Annotated in this window: 23 protein-coding genes; 14 read left to right on the plus strand and 9 right to left on the minus strand. The window is 64.7% G+C overall.

Annotated elements, in window-relative coordinates:
• Positions 1-331: 331 nt before the first annotated feature.
• From SX1_RS02450 to SX1_RS02470, 5 genes are all read right to left on the minus strand, one after another.
• On the minus strand, positions 332-685 hold the full coding sequence (locus SX1_RS02450; protein ID WP_017182727.1) for a YbaN family protein: 354 nt from the start codon (positions 683-685) through the stop codon (positions 332-334).
• 131 nt (positions 686-816) lie between these two features.
• Entirely contained in the window at positions 817-2121 is a 1305-nt protein-coding gene (locus SX1_RS02455) for a sensor histidine kinase (protein ID WP_017182726.1), read from the minus strand.
• A 184-nt stretch (positions 2122-2305) separates the two neighbouring features.
• A complete protein-coding gene (locus tag SX1_RS02460; RefSeq protein ID WP_006953141.1) occupies positions 2306-2971 on the minus strand; it encodes a response regulator transcription factor in 666 nt (221 codons plus the stop codon).
• A gap of 34 nt (positions 2972-3005) precedes the next feature.
• On the minus strand, positions 3006-3344 hold the full coding sequence (locus SX1_RS02465) for a hypothetical protein (protein WP_019051767.1): 339 nt from the start codon (positions 3342-3344) through the stop codon (positions 3006-3008).
• A 173-nt stretch (positions 3345-3517) separates the two neighbouring features.
• Positions 3518-4249, minus strand: a complete 732-nt coding sequence (locus SX1_RS02470; protein WP_019051768.1) for an SIMPL domain-containing protein — start codon at positions 4247-4249, stop codon at positions 3518-3520.
• Positions 4250-4426: 177 nt separating this feature from the next.
• Here SX1_RS02470 and SX1_RS02475 point away from each other — a divergent pair, with 177 nt between their 5' ends.
• From SX1_RS02475 to SX1_RS02495, 5 genes are all read left to right on the plus strand, one after another.
• Entirely contained in the window at positions 4427-6289 is a 1863-nt protein-coding gene (locus tag SX1_RS02475; protein ID WP_019051769.1) for an ABC-F family ATP-binding cassette domain-containing protein, read from the plus strand.
• A gap of 143 nt (positions 6290-6432) precedes the next feature.
• The gene (locus SX1_RS02480) at positions 6433-7140 is read left to right on the plus strand and encodes a VIT1/CCC1 transporter family protein (RefSeq protein WP_019051770.1); all 708 of its coding nucleotides are present in this window, start codon (positions 6433-6435) and stop codon (positions 7138-7140) included.
• Between the two features lie 37 nt (positions 7141-7177).
• Positions 7178-7723 carry a glutathione peroxidase gene (locus SX1_RS02485; RefSeq protein WP_019051771.1) on the plus strand — a complete coding sequence of 182 codons (546 nt, stop codon included), beginning with the start codon at positions 7178-7180 and terminating at the stop codon, positions 7721-7723.
• 2 nt (positions 7724-7725) lie between these two features.
• On the plus strand, positions 7726-9033 hold the full coding sequence (locus SX1_RS02490; RefSeq protein WP_019051772.1) for a M20/M25/M40 family metallo-hydrolase: 1308 nt from the start codon (positions 7726-7728) through the stop codon (positions 9031-9033).
• A 121-nt stretch (positions 9034-9154) separates the two neighbouring features.
• The gene (locus tag SX1_RS02495; RefSeq protein WP_019051773.1) at positions 9155-9799 is read left to right on the plus strand and encodes a trimeric intracellular cation channel family protein; all 645 of its coding nucleotides are present in this window, start codon (positions 9155-9157) and stop codon (positions 9797-9799) included.
• Positions 9800-9841: 42 nt separating this feature from the next.
• Here the strand turns inward: SX1_RS02495 and SX1_RS02500 are convergent, their stop codons facing one another.
• Together SX1_RS02500 and sppA are read right to left on the minus strand one after the other, a co-directional pair.
• The gene (locus SX1_RS02500) at positions 9842-10339 is read right to left on the minus strand and encodes a hypothetical protein (protein ID WP_157410081.1); all 498 of its coding nucleotides are present in this window, start codon (positions 10337-10339) and stop codon (positions 9842-9844) included.
• Positions 10340-10421: 82 nt separating this feature from the next.
• Complete coding sequence (sppA, locus tag SX1_RS02505) at positions 10422-12305, minus strand: signal peptide peptidase SppA (protein ID WP_019051775.1); 1884 nt, start codon at positions 12303-12305, stop codon at positions 10422-10424.
• A gap of 297 nt (positions 12306-12602) precedes the next feature.
• Between sppA and gpmA the strand changes: the two genes are divergently transcribed.
• The 9 genes from gpmA to SX1_RS02550 all read left to right on the plus strand — a co-directional run bounded on the left by gpmA (position 12603) and on the right by SX1_RS02550 (position 21452).
• A complete protein-coding gene (gpmA, locus tag SX1_RS02510) occupies positions 12603-13289 on the plus strand; it encodes a 2,3-diphosphoglycerate-dependent phosphoglycerate mutase (RefSeq protein WP_019051776.1) in 687 nt (228 codons plus the stop codon).
• Positions 13290-13429: 140 nt separating this feature from the next.
• On the plus strand, positions 13430-13918 hold the full coding sequence (gene purE / locus SX1_RS02515; RefSeq protein ID WP_017183666.1) for a 5-(carboxyamino)imidazole ribonucleotide mutase: 489 nt from the start codon (positions 13430-13432) through the stop codon (positions 13916-13918).
• An 8-nt stretch (positions 13919-13926) separates the two neighbouring features.
• Positions 13927-14997: a 5-(carboxyamino)imidazole ribonucleotide synthase gene (locus SX1_RS02520; protein ID WP_019051777.1), complete on the plus strand. Its 1071-nt coding sequence runs from the start codon at positions 13927-13929 to the stop codon at positions 14995-14997.
• On the plus strand, positions 14994-15506 hold the full coding sequence (locus SX1_RS22340; RefSeq protein WP_019051778.1) for a dihydrofolate reductase: 513 nt from the start codon (positions 14994-14996) through the stop codon (positions 15504-15506). Before SX1_RS02520 ends, SX1_RS22340 begins: the two co-directional genes overlap by 4 nt.
• A 28-nt stretch (positions 15507-15534) precedes the next feature.
• The gene (locus tag SX1_RS02530; protein ID WP_026149430.1) at positions 15535-16359 is read left to right on the plus strand and encodes an alpha/beta fold hydrolase; all 825 of its coding nucleotides are present in this window, start codon (positions 15535-15537) and stop codon (positions 16357-16359) included.
• Between the two features lie 77 nt (positions 16360-16436).
• Positions 16437-17378 carry a bifunctional riboflavin kinase/FAD synthetase gene (locus SX1_RS02535; RefSeq protein WP_019051780.1) on the plus strand — a complete coding sequence of 314 codons (942 nt, stop codon included), beginning with the start codon at positions 16437-16439 and terminating at the stop codon, positions 17376-17378.
• A 141-nt stretch (positions 17379-17519) separates the two neighbouring features.
• A complete protein-coding gene (ileS, locus tag SX1_RS02540; protein WP_019051781.1) occupies positions 17520-20417 on the plus strand; it encodes an isoleucine--tRNA ligase in 2898 nt (965 codons plus the stop codon).
• 109 nt (positions 20418-20526) lie between these two features.
• The gene (gene lspA, locus SX1_RS02545; RefSeq protein WP_019051782.1) at positions 20527-21042 is read left to right on the plus strand and encodes a signal peptidase II; all 516 of its coding nucleotides are present in this window, start codon (positions 20527-20529) and stop codon (positions 21040-21042) included.
• Positions 21039-21452, plus strand: coding sequence for a DUF3035 domain-containing protein (locus tag SX1_RS02550; protein ID WP_017181351.1), 414 nt, complete (start codon positions 21039-21041; stop codon positions 21450-21452). Before lspA ends, SX1_RS02550 begins: the two co-directional genes overlap by 4 nt.
• A 186-nt stretch (positions 21453-21638) precedes the next feature.
• Here SX1_RS02550 and dxs read toward each other — a convergent pair whose 3' ends face one another.
• Both dxs and SX1_RS02560 read right to left on the minus strand, forming a co-directional pair.
• Positions 21639-23567 (minus strand): 1-deoxy-D-xylulose-5-phosphate synthase, encoded by a 1929-nt coding sequence (gene dxs / locus SX1_RS02555; RefSeq protein ID WP_019051783.1) that lies wholly within the window; start codon positions 23565-23567, stop codon positions 21639-21641.
• Between the two features lie 49 nt (positions 23568-23616).
• Positions 23617-24084 carry a Fur family transcriptional regulator gene (locus tag SX1_RS02560; protein WP_019051784.1) on the minus strand — a complete coding sequence of 156 codons (468 nt, stop codon included), beginning with the start codon at positions 24082-24084 and terminating at the stop codon, positions 23617-23619.
• Positions 24085-24123: the final 39 nt, after the last annotated feature.

A 24123-nucleotide genomic window follows, 5' to 3' on the forward strand; every position in this document is an offset into this window, starting at 1 on the left:
TTATTGTCGCTCCTCTTGGGTCATGGCGGACGCTGCGCCGGTCGGAGGGTGGCGAAGGTGGGTGTGGTGGCCTCTTGGTAGTGTGCGCCGCCAATGCCGAACCCCCTCTTCCAACTTCGCCTAACCTCATAGCGATCGGTAAGGCTGCGTATCCTTCTCCCCCGTGGGGAGAAGGGTGGGGGCTGCTGTCAATCGTCGTCGTCATCCTGACGGATGGCAGGATCCATTGGCTCTGCCCTCGCGCGCAATCGCTAGCCTTGCGTGAATGGATCCCGGATCAAGTCCGGGATGACGGGGTGAGGGGTGTCGGGTGTTCTTTTGCCTGTGCCCCTCACGCTTCCGGGCGGGTCCAGATCCAGGTGCCGCCGATCAGGGCGGCGGTGAGGGGGAGGAGGTACCAGGGCCAGGGGGAGAGGAAGAGGGCGAGGGTGGCGCTGAAGGCGAAGGCGGCGAGCGCGGCTTTCTTGCCGCGGCGGCTGATCGCGCCGCGTTCCCGCCAGCTGCGGATATGGGGGCCGAAAATCCGGTGGTCGAGCAGCCTGGCCTCCAGCGCGGGGCTGGAGCGGGCGAAGCAGAAGGCGGCGAGGATCATGAAGGGGACAGTGGGCAGCAGCGGCAGGAAGGCGCCGATGGTGCCCAGGCCCAGCGAGGCGAAACCGGCGATGAGGTAGAGGTGCCGCCGCATGGGGTTCCTGTTCTGGCCGGGGTGGATGATGCGTGCGATGCTATTGCTTCGCAGGGGCTGGGGTGGATGGCAAGGGTGACGTTGGCGTCCCGCCCCCTCATCCAACTTCGCCCCCGTGGGGAGAAGGGGTTTTAGGCGGCGGGGAGTCTCAGACGCACGAGGAGGCCGCCAAGATCCTCGCTTTCTTCCAGGGTGACGGTGCCGCCGTAGATTTCCGCGACGTCGCGGACGATGGCGAGGCCAAGGCCGGTGCCGGGCTTACCGGAATCGAGGCGGACGCCGCGGTCGAAAATGCGGGTGCGTTCTTGCGCCGGTATGCCGTGGCCGTCATCCTCGACCAATATTTCGACCATGTCGCCCGCGCGCTGGACGGTGGCGAACACGCTGCCGCCACCATATTTGGCGGCGTTTTCGACGAGATTGCCGAGCATTTCGTCGAGATCCTGCCGCTCGACGCGCACGGCCGCGTCCTTCGATCCGTCCATGTCGACGCGGACGTGGGAATAGAGGCGGGCGACGGCGCGTTCGACGGCGGTGAGGCTGGCCCAGACGTCGGCGCGGCTTTGCGCGGCACCCCGCCGACCGACGGCGCGGGCGCGGGCGAGGTGATGATCGACCTGCCGCCGCATGGTGGTGGCTTCGCGGATCACGGTTTCGCCAAGATCGGCCGACTGGGCCGTCGCCGCGTTCATGATGACGGTCAGCGGGGTCTTGAGCGCATGGGCGAGATTGCCCGCATGGGTGCGCGCTTCTTCCGCCTGCCGTTCATTGTGGGCGAGCAGGGCGTTGAGTTCCTCCACCATGGGCAGCACTTCGGCGGGCATGGGTTCGGTGACGCGGCTTTTGAGGCCATCGCGCATGCGGATGATTTCCAGCCGCACCTTGCGCAGGGGGCGCAGGCCATAGAGGGTCTGGAGCGTGGCCAGCACGAACAGGCCAAGCGCGAGCAGCGCGAAGCTTTGCACGAGCGTGGTGCGCAGCGTGCGGATCTGGGCGTTCAGGCCCGCGCGCGCCTGCGCCACGATGAACATCCAGCGCGTGTTCGATCCGGGCAGGACCACGCTGCGTTCCATGATGCGCAAATCCTCGCCAGGAAATTGCTTGCTGTCATAGACGTGGAGGCGGCGGTCATGATGGTCGAACGGCACCTTGATCGCGCGGTCCCAGAGCGAGCGGGAGCGCCAATCCTCATGCCCCTTCGCGCTGACCTGATAATAGAGGCCGCTATTGGGTTCCAGAAAGCGCTGGTCGGCCAGTTCGCGGTTGAAGAGGACTTCGCCGTCCGGGCCGATTTCCGACGCGGCGATCATCGCGGTCAGCACATAATTCATGCCGTCGTCGAAATTGCGGGTGATGGCGTCCGACAGCACCCGGTCCAGCGCCACGCCGCCGCCGATCAGCAGCACGCTGATCCACAGCGCGGCAATGCCGATCATCCGGCGGCTGATCGAGCCGGTGGAGCGGACGGGGGGAGGGGTGATGGGATCGGTCATGCGTATCCCACTTTACCGTTTGCCCTGAGCGAAGTCGAAGGGGTCCGGTGAGCGGAGCGAAGTGCCTTCACTGCGTTCAGGTGAAGGCTTCGACTTCGCTCAGCCCGAACGGATGTCGGGTTTGGTGTCAGCGCCCCGGCTCGTCCAAGCTGTAGCCCAGGCCGCGGATGGTGGTGATCACGTCGGCGCCCAGTTTTTTGCGGATGCGGGTGACGAACACTTCGATCGTGTTGGAATCGCGGTCGAAATCCTGATCGTAAATATGTTCGATCAATTCGGTGCGGCTGACCACCTTGCCCTTGTGATGGAGCAGGTAGGAGAGCAGTTTATATTCCTGCGCGGTGAGCTTTACCGGATCGCCGCTGAGCGTCACCTTGCCTGAACGGGTGTCGAGGCGGACGTCGCCTGCGGTGAGTTCGCTCGACGCATTGCCCGACGCACGGCGGATGAGCGCGCGCAGGCGGGCGATGAGTTCTTCGGACTGGAAGGGTTTGGCGAGATAGTCGTCCGCGCCCGCGTCCAGCCCCGCCACCTTGTCCGACCAGCTGTCGCGCGCGGTAAGCACCAGCACCGGGAAGGCGCGGCCCTCCTTGCGCCAGCGGTCCAGCACCGTCAGGCCGTCAATGGTCGGCAGGCCCAGGTCGAGCACGACCGCATCGTAATTTTCGGTGGAGCCGAGGAAATGCCCATCCTCGCCATCGGTGGCGAGGTCGACGGCATAGCCAGCACCCTCCAGCGTGTTCCTGAGCTGCTGGCCCAGACTTGGTTCATCCTCGACGATCAGCAGACGCATGGGCTGTTCCGTTTCTTTTCTGTGTCAGGCGCGGTCAGCGCGCCCAGCCGATGATATTGCCTGTCCGGCCGTCCGCATCAACCCACATGACCTTTCCGTCCTTCACATATTTGAGGCGATAGCGGTTGGAGGAAGGGTCGAATTCGCTGCCGACATAGCTGGCCCCGTTCATCTGCGAATCGACGCGGCGCTTGATCATGGCAAAGGGCATGACCTGCCCGTCGAGCATGGCCCGGCGCGCGGCGTCCTGCTCGTCGCGGCGTCCTCCAGCGTCGGCGACCGGGACCAGCGCGAGTGCGGCCCCCATGGCGATGATTCCGGCGATCAGGCTTTTGCGCATCATTGTCATGGGCATGGCATAGGCGACAGGCATTGAACAGGTGGTGAATGGGGGAGGGTGAGGTGTTTGCGCTATTTCATCCTCCCCCCGGCGGGGAGGTGGCTGGCCGCAGGTCAGACGAAGGGGTGTCGCCCTATCGAGAGGGTGACACCCCTCCGTCAACGCTTCGCGTTGCCACCTCCCCTTGCAGGGGAGGATTGAGGTTTTTACTTTTCCAGTGCGTATTGCACCGTGAGCGTCACCGACGCGCTGACCTGGCCGGGTTCGACCGGGGTGGCGGCGGCGGCATCGGCCTTGAAGCGGGCGCTTTGCAGCATGGGCATGGGGGGCTGGCCGCCGCTGTTGCTTTCGGCGATGGAGAGGAGGCGGGCGGTGCGGTAGCCAGCGGCCTGCGCATAGAAATCGGCCTGGGCCTTCGCGCTCTTGAGTGCCGCGCCGCGCGCCTGCGCCAGCATCGGCGCGGGATTGTCGATCGCGAAGGTCGGGCCGTTGATGTTGGTCGCGCCCGCGGCCACCATGGCGTCGAGCAGGGGGCCGACCTTCCTGATGTCGCGCAGTTTGACGCTGAGCTGGTTGGACGCTTCATAGCCGATGAAGCGCGGGCCGGCGGGTTCGCCGTCGCGCTGGTTATAATCATATTGCGCCGACAGGTTGATACCGCTGGTCTGGATATCCTTCCTGGCGATGCCAGCGCGGGAGAGGGCGGCGATCAGCTTTTCCGTCTTGGCGGCATTGTCCTGCATCGCCGCCTGCGCGGTGGGCGCGCGCGTCTGGACGCCGGTGCCCACGGTGGCGATGTCGGGCGACCCCTCGACGCTTTCGGTGACGTTGAGGGTGACCACCGGCGCGGTTTCGGCAAGGGTCACGCTGGTCTGGGCGATGGCGGCCATCGGGAGCGACGAAGCGGCGAGCGCCATGATGGCGAGGGCGGATTTCATGAAGGGAACACTCCTGTTTGGATGCCGTAATGGTGGGACGGCTGCGATGAATGGACGCTGACATGCGTTGAAAGCCGTCAGACAGGTTGGGGTTCCGTGTCCTCCCCATGTCGGTGACGCCTTGCGCCGGGGAGGATATGCTTGCTCCATCGTGATCTTGCGACTAGCTGCACGGGCATGGCAGCACCTCTTCTTTCGTTCGAAAATCTTGGCCTTTCGCAGGGCAGCCACTGGCTGTTTCGCGGGATGGATATTCATGTCGGCGCGCGTGATCGGCTCGCGCTGATCGGGCGCAACGGCGTGGGCAAGACGACCCTGCTCAAACTGCTGGGCGGTCAGATCGAGGCCGATGAAGGCGTGCGGTCGGTGCAGCCGGGCGCGCGGATCATCACGCTGGAACAGGACCCGGACGTCAGCGCCTTTGCGACGCTGCATGATTTCGCGCTGGCGGGCGAATTTGCGCCGCCCGCCCATGAGGTCGAGGCGATTGCCGACCAGTTGGGGATAGACCTGTCGCGCGAGGCGAAAACGGCGAGCGGCGGCGAGCGGCGGCGGGCGGCGATCGCCCGCGCGCTGGCGAGCGAACCGGACCTGCTGTTGCTGGACGAACCGACCAACCATCTGGACATTGCCGCGATCGACTGGCTGGAAAACTGGCTGGCGCGTTATAATGGCGGCTTCATCGTCATCAGCCATGACCGCGCCTTCCTGACGCGGCTGACGCGCCAGACGCTGTGGCTGGACCGGGGGCAGATGCGGCGCAACGAGATCGGCTTTGGCGGTTTCGAGCAGTGGATGGAAGCGGTCTATGCCGAAGAGGCGCGGGCGGCGGAGAAGCTGGACGCCAAGCTGAAGATCGAGGCGCACTGGCTGGAGCGGGGCGTCACCGCGCGGCGCAAGCGCAACCAGGGGCGGCTGGCCAAGCTGTGGGAAATGCGCGAGACGCGCGCGGCGATGAACGGGCCGCAGGGCGTCGCCAAGATCGCGGTGGCGAGCGACGACAGCAAGACCAAGAGCGTCATCAAGGTCGAACATGCGACCAAGCGTTTCCCCCGGTCTCCGTCCGCTTCGAGCGAAGTCGAGAAGCGGCAGCGCGACGGTGTCTCGACTTCGCTCGACACGAACGGAGCTGGTGAAAGGGTCATCATCGACAATCTGTCGCTGCGCGTGCAGCGCGGCGACCGGATCGGCATTGTCGGGGGCAATGGCGCGGGCAAGACGACCTTGCTGAAGATGCTGACCGGCGAATTGCAGCCCGACAGCGGCACGGTGAGCCAGGCCAAGACGCTGGACATGATCTTCATCGACCAGCAGCGCAGCCTGATGCAGGGCGACAAGACGGTCCGCGAAGTGCTGGCCGAAGGGGGCGACTGGATCGATGTGCGGGGCGTGCGCAAGCATGTCCATGGCTATCTCAAGGATTTTCTGTTCGATCCTTCGCTGGCCGAGGCGAAGGTGGGCACGCTGTCGGGCGGGGAGCGTTCGCGCCTGCTGTTCGCGCGCGAATTTGCGCGCGAATCCAACCTGCTGGTGCTGGACGAGCCGACCAACGACCTGGATCTGGAAACACTCGACCTGTTGCAGGAAGTGATTGCCGATTATGACGGCACGGTGCTGATCGTCAGCCATGACCGCGACTTTCTGGACCGCACGGTGACGGTGACGCTGGGGCTGGACGGATCGGGCAAGGTCGATGTGATCGTGGGCGGCTATGCCGACTGGATCGCCAAGCGCGATCCGCGCAAGGCCGTCAAGGTCGAGAAGAAGGCCGCCGCCGCGCCTCCGCAGCCAAAGCCCTTGTCGGCGAAGCTGAGCTACAAGGACCAGCGCGACCTGGAGCTGCTGCCCAAGCGGGTCGAGGAACTGGAGGCGGCGATCGCGCGGGACGAGGATATGCTGGCGGACCCGGCGCTTTACACCCGCGACCGCAAGCGGTTCGACGCGCTGACCGGCGCGATCGAAAAGGCGCGGGCCGAGAAAGAGGCGGCGGAAATGCGCTGGCTGGAACTGGCGGAGAAGGCCGAGGGTTTGGCGGGGTAGGCTGTCGTGCTCCCGCGCAGGCGGGAGCCTAGTCGATAGCGTGGGACTGGGCTCCCGCCTGCGCGGGAGCACGTATCATGGGACACTCGACTTCGCGCCAAACCGACGGCAGGGTGGGGCAGGATCGTAACGGGGGCTGACCAATGGACACGGCAATCGACCAGTCGCACCATGCCGTTCATTATGTGAATCGCGTCGGCTGGCTGCGCGCGACGGTGCTGGGGGCCAATGACGGGATCGTGTCCACCGCCAGCCTGATGACCGGGATCGCGGCGTCGGGGGCGGACGGTCAGACGATCCTGCTGACCGGCGTTGCCGCGCTGGTCGCGGGGGCGATGTCGATGGCGGCGGGGGAATATGTGTCCGTCAGCGCGCAATCGGATACCGAACGCGCCGACCTGGCCAAGGAACGGCATGCATTGGCCGTGCAACCCGAACAGGAATGGGCCGAACTGCGCGACATTTATGTCGAGCGTGGCCTGACGCCCGACCTGGCGGGGCAAGTGGCGCGACAGTTGATGGAGGCCGACGCGCTGGGCGCGCATGCCCGCGACGAGCTGGGCATTTCCGATATTGCGACGGCCCGTCCGGTGCAGGCGGCGCTGGCGTCGGCGGGCAGCTTTGCCATGGGGGCTGCGCCGCCGGTTCTGGTCGCGGCGATCGCGCCCGCGGGCAGCGCGATCATGGCGATTGTCTGCCTGAGCCTGCTGTGCCTCGCGCTGCTGGGCTATGTCGGCGCGCGGTTGGGCGGGGCGCAGGTGGTGCGATCAATGGGCCGGACCCTGTTCTGGGGCGCGCTGGCGATGGCGGTGACGGCGGGTGCGGGGCATCTGTTCGGGGCGGCGATATAGTGGCAAGGTCCACGCAAATTTCACAGGAGACGACGAGATGACGGACATTCAGCATATCCCCCTCAAGACCATCAAGGGCACTGACGCATCGCTCGCCGATTATGCGGGCAAGGTGGTGCTGGCGGTCAATGTCGCGTCCAAATGCGGGCTGACGCCGCAATATGAAGGGCTGGAAAAGCTCTACGCCGACTATAAGGACAAGGGGCTGGTGGTCGCAGGCTTTCCCGCCAATGATTTCGGCGCGCAGGAGCCGGGGACGAACGACGAGATCGCGACATTTTGCACCACCAATTTCGGCGTCGATTTCCCGATGTTCGAGAAGATCGTGGTCACCGGGCCGGACAAGCATCCGCTCTATGCCGCGCTGACCAGCGCCGTGCCGGAAGCGCAGGGCGAGGGCGATGCGTTTCGCGAGAAGCTGAAAGGCTATGGCATGACCCCCAATCCGGCGCCCGAAGTGCTGTGGAATTTCGAGAAATTCCTGATCGCCAAGGATGGCAGTGTGGCTGCGCGTTTTGCGCCGACGACCGCGCCAGACGACGCGGCGCTGGTCGCGGCGATCGAGACGGAACTGGCCAAGTGAGAATGCGGGCAGGCCTGATTGCGGGGGCGATGCTGTTGGCGGGGGCGCCCGCCGGGGCGGCGCTGTCGCCCGCCGAACGCACGATCAGCACCAGTGTGGAGGCGGGCTATGAACCCGCGATCGGCCTGCTCGAAAAACTGGTGAACCAGAATAGCGGTTCGATGAACCTGGCCGGGGTGAAGGCGGTGGCCGACATGCTGCGGCCTGAGTTCGAGAGACTGGGCTTTGCCGTGACATGGCAGCCAATGGATGCGGCCAAGCGCGCCGGGCATCTGATCGCGGTGCACAAGGGACGGGCCGGGACCACGAAGATGCTGCTGATCGGGCATCTCGATACCGTGTTTGAGCCGGATTCGCCGTTTCAAAAGTTCGAGCGCAAGGGTGATCTAGCGCGGGGGCCGGGCGTGGCGGACGACAAGGGCGGCGTGGTGACGATGCTGCTGGCGCTTAAAGCCATGCAGGCGGCAGGCACGCTCAAAGCTGCGAATATCGAGGTGGTGCTGACCGGGGACGAGGAAAATTCGGGCGATCCGATCAGCATCGCGCGGGCCGACCTGATTGCTGCGGGCAAGCGCGCCGATGTCGCGCTGGATTTCGAGGGGCTGTCCCAGGAGGACGGTAAGGATATGGGGTCGATCGCGCGCCGATCCTCCAACAGCTGGACGCTGACCGCGAGCGGAAAGTCGGGGCATAGTTCGGGGATTTTTTCCGCCAGCGCGGGCGATGGCGCGATCTATGAACTGGCGCGGATCATCGTCGCGTTTCGCAAGGAACTGCCCGAACCCAATCTGACCTTCAATGTCGGGCTGATCGGCGGCGGGCAGAGCGCCGATGTGGACAAGGACGGCGTGCGGATCGCGGTGACGGGCAAGACCAATATCATCCCGCCCATCGCGGTGGCAAAGGGCGATTTCCGAACGCTGAGCGAAGAGCAGACGGCGCGGGTGCGCGCGAAGATGGAGGCGATCGTCGGGGCGAACCATCTGCCGGGCACATCGGCGCGCATTGCATTCGACATGGGCTATCCGTCGATGGCACCCACGGCGGGCAATCGCGCGCTGCTGGCCAAGCTGAACGGGGTCAATGCCGATCTGGGGCTGGCGCAGATGCCCGAACTCGATCCGTTGAAGCGCGGCGCGGGTGACATCAGCTTCGTCGCGCAGGATACGGACGGGCTGGTGGGGCTGGGCGTGACGTCGACCGGCGATCACAGCCCGGCGGAACAGGCCGACCTGTCGAGCATGAAGCGCCAGGCCAAGCGCGCGGCGATATTGATGAGCCGGCTGGCGGGGGAAAAGGGGCGGAAATAGGGGGCATGGCATAGTTGAGCAGCGTGTTCCCGCGCAGGCGGGAACCCAGGCCCGCCGTCCGAACTGGGTTCCCGCCTGCGCGGGAACACGGAAATATTGTAACGGATGTAAGTATATAGCCATGCTCCCGTCCACGCCCCTCCTCGCCACATCGATCGGCCCGGTGCTGGAAACGCTCAGCATCGTCGGCACCTTTGTTTTTGCCGCGTCGGGCGCGTTGGCGGCGGCGCGGTTGCGGCAGACTTTGGTGACATTCGCCTTTTTCGCGCTGGTCACCGGGGTGGGTGGCGGCACGTTGCGCGATCTGCTGATCGGGGCGCCGGTATTCTGGGTCGTGGATGCCGCGCCCGCCATCACCTGCATGTGCGCGGCGGTGATCGTGTGGTGTACGCCGCGCCGTTTCTGGAGCGAACGGGCGCTCGACTGGCTGGACGCGATCGGGCTGGCGGCGTTCGCGGTGTTCGGCGCGGCCAAGGCGATGAGCTTTGGCGTGCCACCCTTCGTCGCCGGGATGATGGGCGTAGTGACCGGCTGCGTCGGCGGCATCATGCGCGATCTGCTGGCGGGGGAGCCGTCGATCCTGTTGCGGCCCGAACTTTATGTGACGGCGGCGGCGGTCGCGGCGGGGCTGTTCGTCGGGTTGCGGCTGGCCGGGCTGGACGTGCCGGTGGCGGGGGTGATAGCGGCGCTGATCGGGTTCGTGTTGCGCGCGGTGGCGATTTGGCGCGGGCTGGGGTTGCCGGTGTATCGGGATGAAGATGGGTAAGACGCTGAACGATCCTTTACGTCAATTTGCCGTCGCAAGGATTTAGGGCAATCCATCTGGGTCAGGGACAGGCAGAGACGCGAGAATTGCCCGAAGCTCCGTGTTTCTTGCCGCATGTCTTTCGCGGTCGCATCCATAATCCACGATGTAAAACTGATCTACGGACGGTCCCAGCCAATGCAATGAAATGCCGCCATTGTCGGTGACATGGTCTCCGTCACAGCGGATGCCTGACTTAAGAAAATCAGAGACTTCGGTTCCCCTCATGGTTTCGTCCGAAAGGCGAAATGGCTCCATCCGTTTCACCAAATTCGCAAATTGTTGATGCGAAAGCTTGAAACGCCCACGCTTGTTCTGGAATGATTGGTTGAACTGCCCTGTGCCGTCGTCATCAATGATGATTTCCAATCCGGGCGCCCGAATTTCTAGCTGATCGAACGCAATCGGGTCAGCCGCGCCGCAAGCGGCCATCCAAAGAGCCAGAAAAGGGGCAGGATGAAACCGCATGGATGTTCTCGCTTGTTGGTTGAATCGCTTCAAGCGACATTGCCCACCCCGCTGCGACTAACGCGCTGCGCGCGAAAGTCTCGCTGCCCCTCCCGCAAGCGGGCGGGGAAGAATGTCAGCGCCACAACCCGGCGATCATCGCCATCATGCCACGTTCTTCCGCTGCGTTGCGCAGCTTCGGCGCGCCGTAGCTGCGGCATTCCAGGCAGTCGGCGCGGATGCCTGCGCCGGTGACGAGCGCCTTGACGTCGGCGACGGCCTGCATCGCCCAGCCGCGCTGGACCATCGCCTGGCGCGCCAGCATGTCGCGGGGCGCGCCTGCGTCGTCGGTGTCGCGCTCGGCCATCGCCTCGATCCAGGCGGCCCATTTGTCGGGCGTCTTTTCGATATTATAGGCGCGGGCGGTTTTGGGGTCGATTTTCGCGCGGCGGGCGGCTTCGGCGATGGCGTCCTCCAGCCCGCCGAAGCGGTCGACAAGGCCGTTCTGGCGCGCGGTGCCGCCGTCCCAGACGCGGCCCTGCGCAATCGCGTCGATCTGCGCCGGGGTCTTGTGGCGCGATTGCGCGACGATGCCGACGAAGCGGCGGTAGATGTCCTCCACCCCCATCTGCATGATTGCGTCGAATTGCGGGGATGTGCCGCCGGCAAGGTCGGGCTGGCCCGACAGGGGCGTGGTGGCGACGCCGTCCGTCGTGACGCCGATCTTGGCGAGCGAGCCTTCAAAGCTGGGCAGGATGCCGAACACGCCGATCGAGCCGGTGATGGTGTCCGGTTCCGCAAAGATCATGTCGGCGGGGGTGGACACCCAATAGCCGCCGCTGGCCGCGACATTGCCCATGGAGACGATGACGGGCAGGCCGTCCGCCTTGGCCTGAAGAATGGCGGAGCGGATCTTTTCCGAGGCCATGACCGATCCACCGGGCGAATCGACGCGGACGACGAGGGCTTTCAGATCCTTTTCATTGAGCGCGGTCAGCAGCAGATCGGAGATGGTGTCGCCCGCCGCAGTGCCGGGACCGGCTTCGCCATCGACGATGTCGCCCGCGATCGTCAGCACGCCGATCTGGCCGTCATTGGCGGGCATGCGCGCCTTGACATAGGCGGCAAGGTCGATCGTGGCGAAACCGCCCGCCTTTGCATCGGAGGCGTCGCCCGCAATCTCCGCGACGCGCGTGCCAAAGGCGGTGGCGTCGCCCAGCTTGTCGATCAGGCCCGCGGACAGGGCGGCCTGCGCCATATTGCCGTTGGCGGCGCGGGCGGCGGCGACCGGGTCGGCGGCATAGGCGGCGATCTTCGCCTTTGGCCGCGCCTTGGCGACGTCATCGCGCCAGTTTTGCCACAGCGCGTCGGCCAGCGCCTGATTGGCCTGCTTGGCTTCGGGGGACTGATCGGCCCGGATAAAGGGTTCGACGAAGCTCTTGTAGGTGCCGACGCGATAGACATGGGTGTTGACGCCCAGCTTGTCGATCAGCCCCTTATAATAGAGGCCCGATCCGCCCCGGCCCATGATCGCGACGCCGCCCAGCGGATCGCTCCACGCTTCGCTGGCATGGGCGGCCAACAGATAGCTGTCATCGGTATAGAGGGTGGCATAGGCCAGCACCGGCTTTTTCGCGGCGCGCAGGGCGTCGAGCGCCTGGCCAACGCGGGCGATGGCGACCTGACCGCCGCCCATGAAGCCATCCAGGTTCAGGACGACCGCCTTGACCTTGCCATCCGTCCTGGCCGCATCGAGCGCGGTGACGATGTCGGACAGGCGATATTCCTTCATCTGCGGGCCCGACCCCGACAGCAGCGCGAAAGGATCAACCTCCGCCGGCTGTTCGACGATGGTGCCGTTGAGGTCGAGCAGCAGAGCGCCCGCGCTGATGCCGGCGACGGGTTTTGGCGAGAAGGAGAGGGCGGCATAGAGCGCGCCGAAGAAGAGGAGCAGGAACAGCAGGACCAGTCCGTCCTTGATCGCGACCAATATGCGCCACGCGCCCTTCACAAATGCCAAGTAGGTGTTCCTTCTGCCCGATCTGCCATGGCTAGCCCATCGCCCTGTCGACTGCAATGTGGGGGTACAGGCGGGCTGGACAAGCTTGCGCGGTCGATTTTGGCCGCTATGGGGATCGTTGCATAATCACGGCCTACCCACCCCCGTTCGCCCTGAGCCTGTCGAAGGGCCGCCCTTCTTCAAGAGAAGGAGAAGGCTTCGACAAGCGCAGCCCGAACGGAGGAGGGGTTGGAGAATTATGCCGCCGTTCCGTGATGGGAACTCATATTGTCCGCTCTTGTGCAGGAGACATGCCCGATGCCCACACTCGTCCTTATCCGTCATGGCCAGTCGTCATGGAATCTGGAAAACCGCTTCACCGGATGGTGGGACGTGGACGTGACCGAGAAGGGCGTGGGCGAAGCGCGGGCGGCGGGACAGTTGATGAAGGCCAAGGGGCTGGATTTCGACCAATGCTATACCTCGCTCCAGACCCGCGCGATCAAGACGCTGAACCTGGCGCTGGAGGAAATGGGACGGCTGTGGCTGCCGGTGGAGAAGGACTGGCGCTTGAACGAGCGTCATTATGGCGGGCTGACCGGCCTGGACAAGGCGGAGACGGCGGCCAAGCATGGCGACGCGCAGGTCAAGATCTGGCGCCGCAGCTTCGACATTCCGCCGCCGGTGCTGGAAGCGGGCAGCGAGTTCGACCTGAGCAAGGACCGCCGCTATGCGGGCATCGCCATTCCATCGACCGAGAGCCTGAAGGATACGATCGCCCGCGTGCTGCCCTATTGGGAAAGCCGCATCGCGCCCGACCTGAAGGCAGGCAAGCGGGTGCTGATTTCCGCCCATGGCAATTCGCTGCGCGCGCTGGTCAAGCATCTGTCGAACATTCCCGACGACGAGATTACCGAACTGGAAATTCCGACGGGTCAGCCGATCGTTTACGAACTGGCCGACGATCTGAGCGCGATCGAGCGCTATTATCTGTCGGAGCGGTAAGGGCTGTGTGCTCCCGTCTGCGCGGGAGCACGCCGGGTTCGGGGAGGAAATACGACATTGCCCCCCGGCGACCCGGTCGCTAAGGGGCTTTGCTTTCCGGGCGGCACCGTGAAGGCCGCGCCATGAGGGGAAGCACGGGCATGAGCGGGGCAATCGAGGTCGGCATCATCATGGGGTCGCGGTCCGACTGGGACACGATGCGCCATGCCGCCGAAACGCTGGACGCGCTGGGCGTGCCCCATGAATGCAAGGTGGTGTCGGCGCACCGCACCCCGCAGCGGCTGTATGATTATGCGACGAGCGCGGTGAGCCGCGGCCTGAAGGTCATCATCGCGGGCGCGGGCGGGGCGGCGCATCTGCCGGGCATGTGCGCGTCCATGACGCGCCTGCCGGTGCTGGGCGTGCCGGTCGAATCGAAGGCGCTGAAGGGCATGGATTCGCTGCTGTCGATCGTCCAGATGCCCGGCGGCATTCCCGTGGCGACGCTGGCGATCGGCAAGCCGGGCGCGATCAATGCCGGGCTGCTGGCCGCCGCGATCCTGGCGACCAATGATCCTGAACTGGCCGGGCGACTGGACGCCTGGCGCACGAAGCAGACCGATGCGGTCGCCGAAACGGTGGAGGACTAAGCGGCCCCATGACGAGCATCGCGCCCGGTTCGACCATCGGCATCCTAGGCGGCGGCCAGTTGGGGCGGATGATCGCCATCGCCGCCGCGCAGCTGGGCTATTGCACCGCCATCTACGCGCCGGAAGAGAGCGGCCCCGCCGCCGACGTGTCGCCGCGCTGGACGCGGGGCGATTATGAGGACGCAGCGGCGCTGGCGGCCTTTGCCGATGGCGTCGATGTCGTCACCTATGAATTTGAGAATATCGATCCCGCGGCGGTCGAGGTGCTGGCCAGCCATGGGCTGGTGCGTCCGGGTGCGCAGGCGTTGCGGGTGGCGCAGGACCGGCTGGCGGAAAAGCGGTTCGTGTGCGATCTGGGCGGGCTGACCGCGCCCTTCGCGCCGGTCGAGGATCTGGACGATCTGGAGGCGGCGATCGCGCAGGTCGGCAGCCGCGCGATCCTGAAAACCAATCGCATGGGCTATGACGGCAAGGGGCAGGCGCGGATCAACGAGCCGGGCGATGCGGTCGGTGCATGGAATGCGATCGGCCGGCAGAGCGCGATACTGGAAGGCTTCGTGACCTTTGCCGAGGAATTTTCGGTCATATTGGTGCGCGGGGCGGACGGTGAGGTGCGCTTCTGGGACAGTTCGGCCAATGTCCATGTCGACGGCATCCTCGACACGTCGACCACGCCCGCCGGGCCGCTGATCGAGGGGCAGGTGCCTGCCGCCCGCGCGCTGGCGCGGAAAATTGCCGATGCGCTGGACTATGTCGGCGTTTTGACCTGCGAATTTTTCGCCAGTGCCGACGGCCCGGTGTTCAACGAAATGGCGCCGCGCGTCCATAATAGCGGGCATGGCACGATCGAGGGTGCGGTGACCAGCCAGTTTGAAAATCATGTCCGTGCGATTTGCGGGCTGCCGCTGGGCGACACCGCGCTGGCGGCGCGCCGGGTGGAGATGCGCAACCTGATCGGCGAAGCGGCGCATGACTGGCAGGCGATCCTGTCCGATCCGGCCAACCATCTGCACCTTTATGGCAAGCATGAAGCGCGGCCGGGGCGCAAGATGGGGCATGTCACGCGGCTGACGCTGTGAGCGAGATCGTGCTGATCCTGGCCCGCGCCGACAATGGCGTGATCGGGCGGGATGGCGATCTGCCCTGGCGGCTGCCGGCGGACCTCAAGCGGTTCAAGGCGCTGACGCTGGGGCATCCGATGATCATGGGGCGCAAGACGTTCGACAGCCTGCCGGGACTGCTGCCGGGGCGTCGCCATATCGTCCTGACCCGCGACCGAACATGGAGCGGGGCAGGGGCGGAGGTTGCGCATGATGTCGCGGGCGCGCTGGCGCTGGCCAATGCGCCGGGCGTGATGGTGATTGGCGGGGCGGAAATCTATCGATTGTTCCTGGACGTCGCCCATCGAATCGAGCTGACCGAAGTGCATCTGGACGCGGTGGGGGATGCCAGCATCGCCTATCCCGATCCGGCGGACTGGGTGGAAGTGGCGCGGGAAGCGCATGAGGCCGTCGACGATCGGCCCGCCTATAGTTTCGTCTCTCTTTGTCGCATCGGTTCGGAACAGGGCGCTGTTTCCGCAGGTTAAGGCAGTCCCCGGATAGAGGACTGCATCCATGCCCATTTTAGACACACGCGACGGCGCGCATATCCAGTATAAGGTGGCCGGAGAAGGCCCGCCCGTCATCCTGATCCACGGCTGGCCGCTGACCGGCGATATGTGGGAATATCAGACCGTCGCGCTGGTCGAGGCTGGGCATCAGGTCATCACCTATGATCGGCGTGGCTTTGGCCAGAGCAGCCATCCTGCGACCGGCTATACCTATGACATATTCGCCGACGATCTGGCCGACCTGATCGCCCATCTGGGCTTGCCGCGCGTCAGCCTGGTCGGCTTTTCGATGGGCGGGGGCGAGATTGCCCGTTACCTGACCCGCCATGGTGCCGCGCGGGTGGACCGAGCTGTGCTGGTGTCGTCCGTCGTGCCCTATCTGCTCAAGACCGCTGACAATCCCGATGGCGTGGAGGAGCATGTGTTTGCCGGGATGCAGGAAGATATCCGCAAGGATCGCTTCGACTTCCTCCAGAGTTTCGCCAAGGATTTCTATGGCGTTGGCTGGGTGACCAGCCCGGTCAGCAAGGGTTTGATGGACTGGAGTTTCGCGCTGGGCATCATGGCCAGCCCGCTGGCTACCATTGCCTGTGTCGATGCCTTCGGTCGCACCGATTTCCGTCCTGACCTGGCAAGCTTCACTGTCCCCACGCTGGTGATCCATGGCAGCGGTGACAAGACCGTGCCGATCGACCCCAGCGGTCGCGCGGCGGCGGCGGGGATCGCCGGCGCGCAATGGCTGGAATATGAGGGCGAGCCCCATGGCCTGTTCGCGACCGTGCCTGACCGGCTGAATGCCGATCTCATCACCTTCCTGCGTGGTGGCTGACGACTGAGGATTGCGGGCGTTCGCGAGAGGGGTCTCGGTCATTGCTCTTGGCCGGGATGCCCCCTATAGGCCGCGCCATGGAGCGGCTGACAAGCGGCGCCCCGGTCCCGGCGCATTTGCGCGGGGCCATCATGGCGCTGGGCAATTTTGACGGGTTTCACGCCGGGCATCAGGCCGTGGTCGGCCATGCGATAGACCGCGCCCGCGCCGAGGGGCGCCCGGTCATCGTCGCGACCTTCGATCCGCATCCGATGCGGTTGTTCCGGCCCGACACGCCCCATTTTCGCCTGACGACGCTGGACCAGCGGGCGGCCCTGTTCGCCGCCGCCGGGGCAGACGCGATGATGGTGTTCGCCTTTACCCCCCAACTGGCCGCGCTTGGGCCGCAGGCTTTCGTGCGCCTGCTGGCCGCCGATATGGGCATTGCGGGGGTCGTCACCGGGCAGGATTTCACCTTTGGCAAGGGGCGCGCCGGTTCCGTGGCGCTCTTGTCCGAACTGGGCGCGCCATGGGGCATGTGGGCGCAGGCGGTTGCGCCGGTGACCGATGCGGACGGGGCGGTGATTTCCTCCAGCCGCATCCGCGCGGCGTTGCAGGCGGGCGATTGCGCCACCGCGACCCGGCTGCTGACCCGGCCCTTCGCGATCGAGGGGGAGGTGCAGCATGGCGACAAGCTGGGCCGGACGATCGGTTTTCCCACCGCCAATGTCGATATGGGCAGCTATTTGCGCCCGGCCTATGGCATTTATGCGGTGCGCGGGATGTTGCCGGACGGGCGCGTGCTGGACGGGGCGGCGAATCTGGGCATCCGCCCGACCTTCGATCCGCCCAAGGAATTGCTGGAACCGCATTTCTTCGATTTTGCCGAAAGCCTGTATGGCCAGTGCATTGCCGTGCAACTGATCGCGTTCCTGCGGCCGGAGGCGAAATATGACGGGCTGGACGCGCTGATGGCGCAGATCGCGCTGGACTGCGAGGCTGCACGGCAAATCCTTGCGGGAACGCCTTACGTCGCTTAATGGCGGCTTGTTTTCTCACCCGTTCGGGCTGAGCGAAGTCGAAGCCTTCTACTGAGCGGAGCGAAGTGACCTCCCTATCGGTCGGTCGAGCCCTTCGACTTCGCTCAGGGCGAACGGTCATTAGCAGATACCGGACCCATTATGACCGACGCACCTGACTATAAGTCCACCGTTTTCCTGCCCGTCACCGACTTTCCGATGAAGGCCGGCCTGGCGCAGAAGGAACCCGCGATCGCGGCCAAGTGGGAGGCGATGGGTCTGTATGACCGGCTGCGCGAGCGGCGCAAGGGGCGCGAACGCTTCATCCTGCATGATGGGCCGCCCTACGCCAATGGCGACATCCATATGGGCCATGCGATGAACAAGGTGCTCAAGGACATCATCGTCCGCAGCCAATCGCTGCTCGGCAAGGATGCGCCCTATGTGCCCGGCTGGGACTGCCATGGCCTGCCGATCGAATGGAAGATCGAGGAGGAGTATCGCAAGAAGAAGCTGAACAAGGATGAGGTGCCCGCCGCCGAGTTCCGCGCCCAGTGCCGCGCCTATGCCGACAAATGGGTGGGCGTGCAGAAGGAGCAGTTCAAGCGTCTGGGCGTGATGGGCGACTGGGCCGATCCGTACCTGACCATGAAGTTCGACGCCGAAGCGACGATCGTGGGCGAATTGCTGAAATTCGCGGAAAGCGGCCAACTGTATCGCGGGGCCAAGCCGGTGATGTGGTCCCCGGTCGAAAAGACCGCGCTGGCCGAGGCTGAGGTGGAATATGAGGATGTCGTGTCGACGCAGATCGACGTGGCGTTCGAGATTGTGGAAGCGCCCAATGCGCCGGAACTGGTTGGCGCGCACGCGGTGATCTGGACGACGACGCCCTGGACGATCCCGGTGAACCAGGCGATCGCGTTTGGGGAGGGGATTGAATACGGCTTAGTTGAAATTGGGCATCAAGATTATGTTCGGCGCCGGTATTTGGTTGCTGCTGGTTTATGGGAAGATTTTTATCATCGGTTAGTGCCGAATTTGACGTCTCAGGTTGCCGATCATGGTATTGCAGCCTTTGAAATCTTGAAGACTTTCAAAGGCACCGACCTCGCCGGAGCCGTCGCCCGTCACCCAATGCACGAACTCGGCGGCTTCTTCGCCCGCCCGCGTCCCTTCCTGCCCGCCGATCATGTCACCACCGATGCGGGTACGGGCCTTGTCCATATGTCCCCCGATCATGGCGAGGAGGATTTCATCGCCTGCAAGAAGCTGGGCATCGACCCGGTGTTTGCGGTCAATGATGCTGGTTTCTATCGCGACGATTGGGAGTGGTTGCCGGGGCAGGGCAGCGTCATCAACACCAAGTTCAACGGCGCGGACGGTCCGATCTGCACTGACCTGCGCGCGGCTGGTGCGCTGCTGTCGGCCAGCGAGTTCAGGCATAGCTATCCCCATAGCTGGCGGTCGAAGGCGCGGATCATCTATCGCTGCACGCCGCAATGGTTCATTCCGATGGACAAGCCGAGCGGTCAGGTGATGGACTATCCGCTGCCGCCGCTGGAGCCGGTTACCGGCGCGCTGGCGACGGCGCTGCCGACCAACGGGCCGACGCTGCGCGGCGTGGCGCTCGATGCGATCCAGAACACCCGCTGGGTGCCGGAGCGCTCGACCAACCGTATCCGGTCCATGGTCGAAGGGCGTCCCGACTGGGTGATCAGCCGCCAGCGCGCCTGGGGCGTGCCGATCGCGCTCTATGTGCATCGCAAGAGTGGGCAGTATCTGGTTGATCCGGCGGTCAATACCCGCATCGTCGAAGCGTTCAAGGCGGGCGGCGCGGATGCCTGGTTCGGGGCGGATCATCAGGCGCTGCTGGGGCCGGATCATGATCTGGCCGACTATGAGGTCATCACCGACATTCTCGACGTGTGGTTCGATTCCGGGTCGACCCATAGTTTCGTGGTGGAGGCCCGCTATGGCGAGGGCGCGCGCGCCGACCTGTATATCGAAGGATCGGACCAGCATCGCGGCTGGTTCCAGTCATCGCTGCTCGAAAGCTGCGGCACGCGGGGGCAGGCGCCGTACAAGGCAGTGCTGACCCATGGCTTCGCGCTCGACGGGACCGGGCGCAAAATGTCCAAGAGCCTTGGCAATGTCGTCGATCCGCTCAAGATCATGGGCGAAAGCGGCGCGGACATATTGCGCGTATGGGTCGCGAGCACCGACTATTTCGACGATGTGCGGATCGGCAAGGAAGTGCTGGCCGGATCGTCCGACGCCTATCGCAAATTGCGCAATACTTTCCGGTACATGCTGGGCGCTCTTTCCGATTATGATGAAGAGACCGAAGCCGTGTCCTACGCCGAAATGCCGGAGCTGGAGCGCTATATGCTCCACCGGCTGGCGACGCTGGACGCGGAATTGCGCAGCGTTGTCGACAAGGCAGCGGACAGCGAGAATTGGCTGGAATTCAGCCGCTATACCCGCGCGCTGTTCGATTTCGCCAATAGCGACCTGTCGGCCTTCTTCTTCGACATTCGCAAGGACTGCCTCTATTGCGACGCGCCGTCGGACCCCAAGCGCCGCGCCTATCGCACATTGCTGGATACGCTGTTCCACGCGCTGGTCCGCTATGCCGCGCCGATCATCCCCTTCACCGCGGAGGAAGTATGGCAAAGCCGCTTCCCAAGTGACGAGGAAAGCGTGCATTTTCTGGAATGGCCGGAGATCGACCATCACTGGATCAACGCGCATCTGGACGAGAAATGGACCGAGTTGCGCAGCCAGCGCGAACAGGTCAACGAGGCGATCGAGCCGTTGCGGCGCGAAAAGATCGTGCGTTCCAGCCTGGAGGCCGATGTCACCATGGGGCAGGTGCTGGCCGTGGGCGACGTCGATTTCGCTGAAGTGGCGATCGTCGCGCGGGTGACGATGGGCGAGGGCGACGGCATCAGCGTCCGTCCCAGCGAATGGCACAAATGCGGCCGTTGCTGGCGCTTGCTGCCCGAAGTCACCGAAGATGGCGCGCTGTGCGGCCGGTGTGACGCCGTTGTTGCGCTATGAATAGGCATGGAACAACGTGCTCCCGCGAAGGCGGGAGCCTAGTCGTGCCGTCCGAGCTGGGCTCCCGCCTTCGCGGGAGCACGTTTTTTCCAGTCGCTGGGTTTGATCGATGACTAATCCTATCAACCACCGCCCGCTGGGCCTGACCGTCGCGATCGTGACGTTGGCGCTCGACCAGCTCATTAAATATGCCGTCACCTATCCGCTGGCGCTCAAGAGCCGGGCGGATCTGGGGATCGAGATATTGCCGATCTTCCGCCTGCGCTGGCTGGAAAATCGCGGCGTGTCGATGGGCTTCTTTCACGCCGACACCGACCTGATGCGCTGGGGGCTGGTGGGCATGACCATATTGATCGCCGGATTTGTGGGCGTGTGGATGTGGCGCGAAAAGGCGCGGCAGGATGTCGCGGCGCTGGGGCTGGTCCTAGGCGGCGCCATCGGCAATATCGTCGACCGGATAAGGCTGGGCTATGTCGTTGATTATGCCGACCTGCATTTTGGCGACTGGCGGCCCTTCCTGATTTTCAACCTGGCTGACGCAGCGATCACCATCGGCGTGCTGATCCTGCTTGCGCGGGCGTTGCTGCTGCGCGACAAGGGCGCAAATACGGAGACTTTGAAGTGAAGCTTAAACTGATCCTTGCCGCCGGTCTGCTCACCACCCTGTCGGCCTGCGGCGGCGGCGGCGGGCTGTTCAACCGCGAACGTCCCGATGAATTTGCGGTGTCGCGTCAGGCGCCGCTGGTGATCCCACCAGACTTCGCGCTGGTGCCGCCCGCGCCCGGCTCGCCTTCGTCCAATGCGGTCGATTCGAGCAAGGCGGCGATGGAAGCGATGTTCGGTGGCCCCGCGCAGCGCAGCGCGACCGAAACGTCGACGCTGAACGCTGCCGGTCGCGCCAATGCGGCGGCGGGCATCCGCTCGACCGCTGGCGATCCGGGCACCGAAGTGGTCGACAAGGGCGCGACCACCCGCGACATTATCGCCGCCCCCGAAGGCGACGGTCAGGACGCACGAGCCGCAACGCCGCAGTAATAGGGAATGGAAAAGGGGCCGAATGGCCCCTTTTTTGTTGCGATAGCTGCTTTCCCGCGTGAAGCGCCCAGCTCCGTTCGTTTCGAGCGAAGTCGAGAAACCTGTGCATGATGTTTCTCGACTTCGCTCGAAACGAACGGAGCAAAGTAAGTTTATCATACCCTCCCCCGGAAGGTGGAGAATTTTTTAGGCCCGCGCTTCGGTTCCTACGCTGTTGTGGCGCAATGCCGTCAGCACCGTGTCGATGATGGCGTCGGCGTCCAGGCGCGCGTCGGCATATTGTTTTTCGGGCTTGTCCTGATCCTGAAACAGGTCCGGCAGGCGCAGGGTGCGCAGTTTCAGGCCGTTGTCGATGAGGCCAAGGTCACTGGCCAGCGTCAGCACATGCGCGCCAAGGCCGCCGATCGCGCCTTCCTCGATCGTCACGGCGACTTCATGGGTGGTGAGCAGGCGGCGGATCATCGCTTCGTCGAGCGGCTTGGCAAAGCGCAGGTCGGCGACGGTGGTGGACAGGCCGCGCGCTTCCAGAGCCTCGGCGGCTTTGAGCGCCTCTTCCAGCCTTGTGCCGAGCGAGAGGATGGCGACCTGCCGCCCGTCGCGCACGATGCGGCCCTTGCCGATGTCCAGACGCTCCGGAACGGCGGGCATGGCGACGCCGGTGCCGTTGCCGCGCGGATAGCGCAGCGCGATCGGCCCGCTGTCATGGCAGGCGGCGGTATGGGTCATATGGACCAGTTCCGCTTCGTCCGCCGCCGCCATCACCACCATGTTGGGCAGGGTGGCGAGATAGGTGACGTCGAAACTGCCCGCATGGGTCGATCCGTCCGCGCCGACCAGACCCGCGCGGTCGATGGCGAATCGGACGGGCAGATTCTGGATCGCGACGTCATGGATGACCTGATCATAGGCGCGTTGCAGGAAGGTCGAATAGATGGCGCAGAAGGGCCGCATCCCCTGCGCGGCGAGGCCCGCGGCAAAGGTGACGGCATGTTGTTCGGCGATGCCGACGTCAAAGCAGCGGTCGGGAAAAGCGGTCGCGAATTTGTCCAGCCCGGTGCCGGACGGCATGGCGGCGGTGATGGCGCAGACGGCTGGATCGCGCTGCGCCTCGGCAATCAGCGCCTGGGCAAAGACATTGGTATAGCTGGGCGGGCCGGGCGGTGCCTTGGCCTGGGTGCCGGTGATGACGTCGAATTTCTGGACGCCATGATATTTGTCATCGGCCGCTTCGGCGGGGCCATAGCCCTTGCCCTTTTGCGTGACGACATGGACCAGGCACGGCCCTTCGGCAGCGTCGCGGACATTTTCCAGCACGGGGATTAACTGGTCGAGATTATGGCCGTCGATCGGGCCGACATAGTAAAAGCCCAGTTCCTCGAACAGGGTGCCGCCCATCGCCATGCCCCGGGCGAATTCGTCGGTCTTGCGCGCGGCATTGTGGAGCGGGCGGGGCAGCTTGCGCGCCAGCTTCTTCGCAAGGTCTCGCAGGCCCAGAAATTCGCGGCTGGACACGAGCCGCGCGAGATAGCCCGACAGGCCGCCAACCGGGGGGGCGATCGACATGTCATTGTCGTTCAGGATGACGATCAGGCGATTGCCCGCCGCCTGCGCATTGTTCATCGCCTCATAGGCCATGCCCGCCGACATCGCGCCGTCGCCGATGACGGCGATGCCCTTGCCTGGCCGGTCCTGCATCTTGTTGGCGATGGCGAAGCCCAGAGCCGCGCTGATCGACGTGGAGCTATGCGCCGCGCCGAACGGGTCGAAATCGGATTCGGCGCGCTTGGTGAAGCCCGACAGGCCGCCGCCCTGACGCAAAGTGCGGATGCGGTCGCGCCGTCCGGTCAGGATTTTGTGGGGATAGCATTGATGCCCCACGTCCCAGATCAGCTTGTCATTGGGCGTGTCGAACACGTAGTGGATGGCGGTCGTCAATTCGACCACGCCAAGCCCCGATCCCAGATGGCCGCCAGTGACGCCGACAGCGGCGATCACTTCCTGCCGCAGTTCGTCGGCAAGTTGCCGCAGCTGCTCCGGCTTGAGGGCGCGCAGGTCGGACGGCCAGATCACCTGGTCGAGCAACGGGGTTTGGGGGCGATCGTTCATGAAAGACATAGACTCGTCAGGGCGCTAGGCCGTTCCGTCGCGAAGCGCAACGATCCACTTATGCAGCGCATTTGGCGCATGTTCCCAAAATTTCTATCACCGGGCGTTCGGGCTTGAACCCTTCCTGTTCGGCAACGGCGCGGACTTCGTTCGTCACCTTGTCATCATCGACATGGGTTGCCTGCTTGCAGGTGCGGCACACCAGGAAGATGCAGTCATGGTGGCAGCCGGGATGGGCATTGGCGATATAGGCGTTGGCGCTTTCCACCCGCATCGCGACATTGTTCGTCACGAACAGGTCGAGGATGCGATAGACGCTGTTGGGCGCGACCCGCTTGCCGCGCGCCTTCGACACGGTGTCGGCAATGTCATAGGCCGATGCGGGCTTGTCCTCCGCCGCCAGCGCATCGAAAATGGCCGCGCGCATGGGCGTCCATTGTTCGCCCTGCGTTTCCAGCATGGCGCGCGCAGCGTCGGCCAACCGGGTGCCGGTGGGTTCGTGATGATGGTGGTGATGGTCGGCCATGACGTCAATCTAGGCCGGGTAGATGGCCGGGGCAAGGGC

The organism is Sphingobium xenophagum NBRC 107872 (assembly GCF_000367345.1).
Classification (GTDB): domain Bacteria; phylum Pseudomonadota; class Alphaproteobacteria; order Sphingomonadales; family Sphingomonadaceae; genus Sphingobium; species Sphingobium xenophagum.

What these genes read in the sequence shown, in the direction of transcription:
- SX1_RS02450 (WP_017182727.1), bottom strand. Translation starts at nt 685, where the DNA reads ATGCGGCGGCACCTCTACCTCATCGCCGGTTTCGCCTCGCTGGGCCTG.
- SX1_RS02455 (WP_017182726.1), bottom strand. Translation starts at nt 2,121, where the DNA reads ATGATCGGCATTGCCGCGCTGTGGATCAGCGTGCTGCTGATCGGCGGC.
- SX1_RS02460 (WP_006953141.1), bottom strand. Translation starts at nt 2,971, where the DNA reads ATGCGTCTGCTGATCGTCGAGGATGAACCAAGTCTGGGCCAGCAGCTC.
- SX1_RS02465 (WP_019051767.1), bottom strand. Translation starts at nt 3,344, where the DNA reads ATGCCTGTCGCCTATGCCATGCCCATGACAATGATGCGCAAAAGCCTG.
- SX1_RS02470 (WP_019051768.1), bottom strand. Translation starts at nt 4,249, where the DNA reads ATGAAATCCGCCCTCGCCATCATGGCGCTCGCCGCTTCGTCGCTCCCG.
- SX1_RS02475 (WP_019051769.1), top strand. Translation starts at nt 4,427, where the DNA reads ATGGCAGCACCTCTTCTTTCGTTCGAAAATCTTGGCCTTTCGCAGGGC.
- SX1_RS02480 (WP_019051770.1), top strand. Translation starts at nt 6,433, where the DNA reads ATGGACACGGCAATCGACCAGTCGCACCATGCCGTTCATTATGTGAAT.
- SX1_RS02485 (WP_019051771.1), top strand. Translation starts at nt 7,178, where the DNA reads ATGACGGACATTCAGCATATCCCCCTCAAGACCATCAAGGGCACTGAC.
- SX1_RS02490 (WP_019051772.1), top strand. Translation starts at nt 7,726, where the DNA reads ATGCGGGCAGGCCTGATTGCGGGGGCGATGCTGTTGGCGGGGGCGCCC.
- SX1_RS02495 (WP_019051773.1), top strand. Translation starts at nt 9,155, where the DNA reads ATGCTCCCGTCCACGCCCCTCCTCGCCACATCGATCGGCCCGGTGCTG.
- gpmA (WP_019051776.1), top strand. Translation starts at nt 12,603, where the DNA reads ATGCCCACACTCGTCCTTATCCGTCATGGCCAGTCGTCATGGAATCTG.
- purE (WP_017183666.1), top strand. Translation starts at nt 13,430, where the DNA reads ATGAGCGGGGCAATCGAGGTCGGCATCATCATGGGGTCGCGGTCCGAC.
- SX1_RS02520 (WP_019051777.1), top strand. Translation starts at nt 13,927, where the DNA reads ATGACGAGCATCGCGCCCGGTTCGACCATCGGCATCCTAGGCGGCGGC.
- SX1_RS02530 (WP_026149430.1), top strand. Translation starts at nt 15,535, where the DNA reads ATGCCCATTTTAGACACACGCGACGGCGCGCATATCCAGTATAAGGTG.
- SX1_RS02535 (WP_019051780.1), top strand. Translation starts at nt 16,437, where the DNA reads ATGGAGCGGCTGACAAGCGGCGCCCCGGTCCCGGCGCATTTGCGCGGG.
- ileS (WP_019051781.1), top strand. Translation starts at nt 17,520, where the DNA reads ATGACCGACGCACCTGACTATAAGTCCACCGTTTTCCTGCCCGTCACC.
- lspA (WP_019051782.1), top strand. Translation starts at nt 20,527, where the DNA reads ATGACTAATCCTATCAACCACCGCCCGCTGGGCCTGACCGTCGCGATC.
- dxs (WP_019051783.1), bottom strand. Translation starts at nt 23,567, where the DNA reads ATGTCTTTCATGAACGATCGCCCCCAAACCCCGTTGCTCGACCAGGTG.
- SX1_RS02560 (WP_019051784.1), bottom strand. Translation starts at nt 24,084, where the DNA reads ATGGCCGACCATCACCACCATCATCACGAACCCACCGGCACCCGGTTG.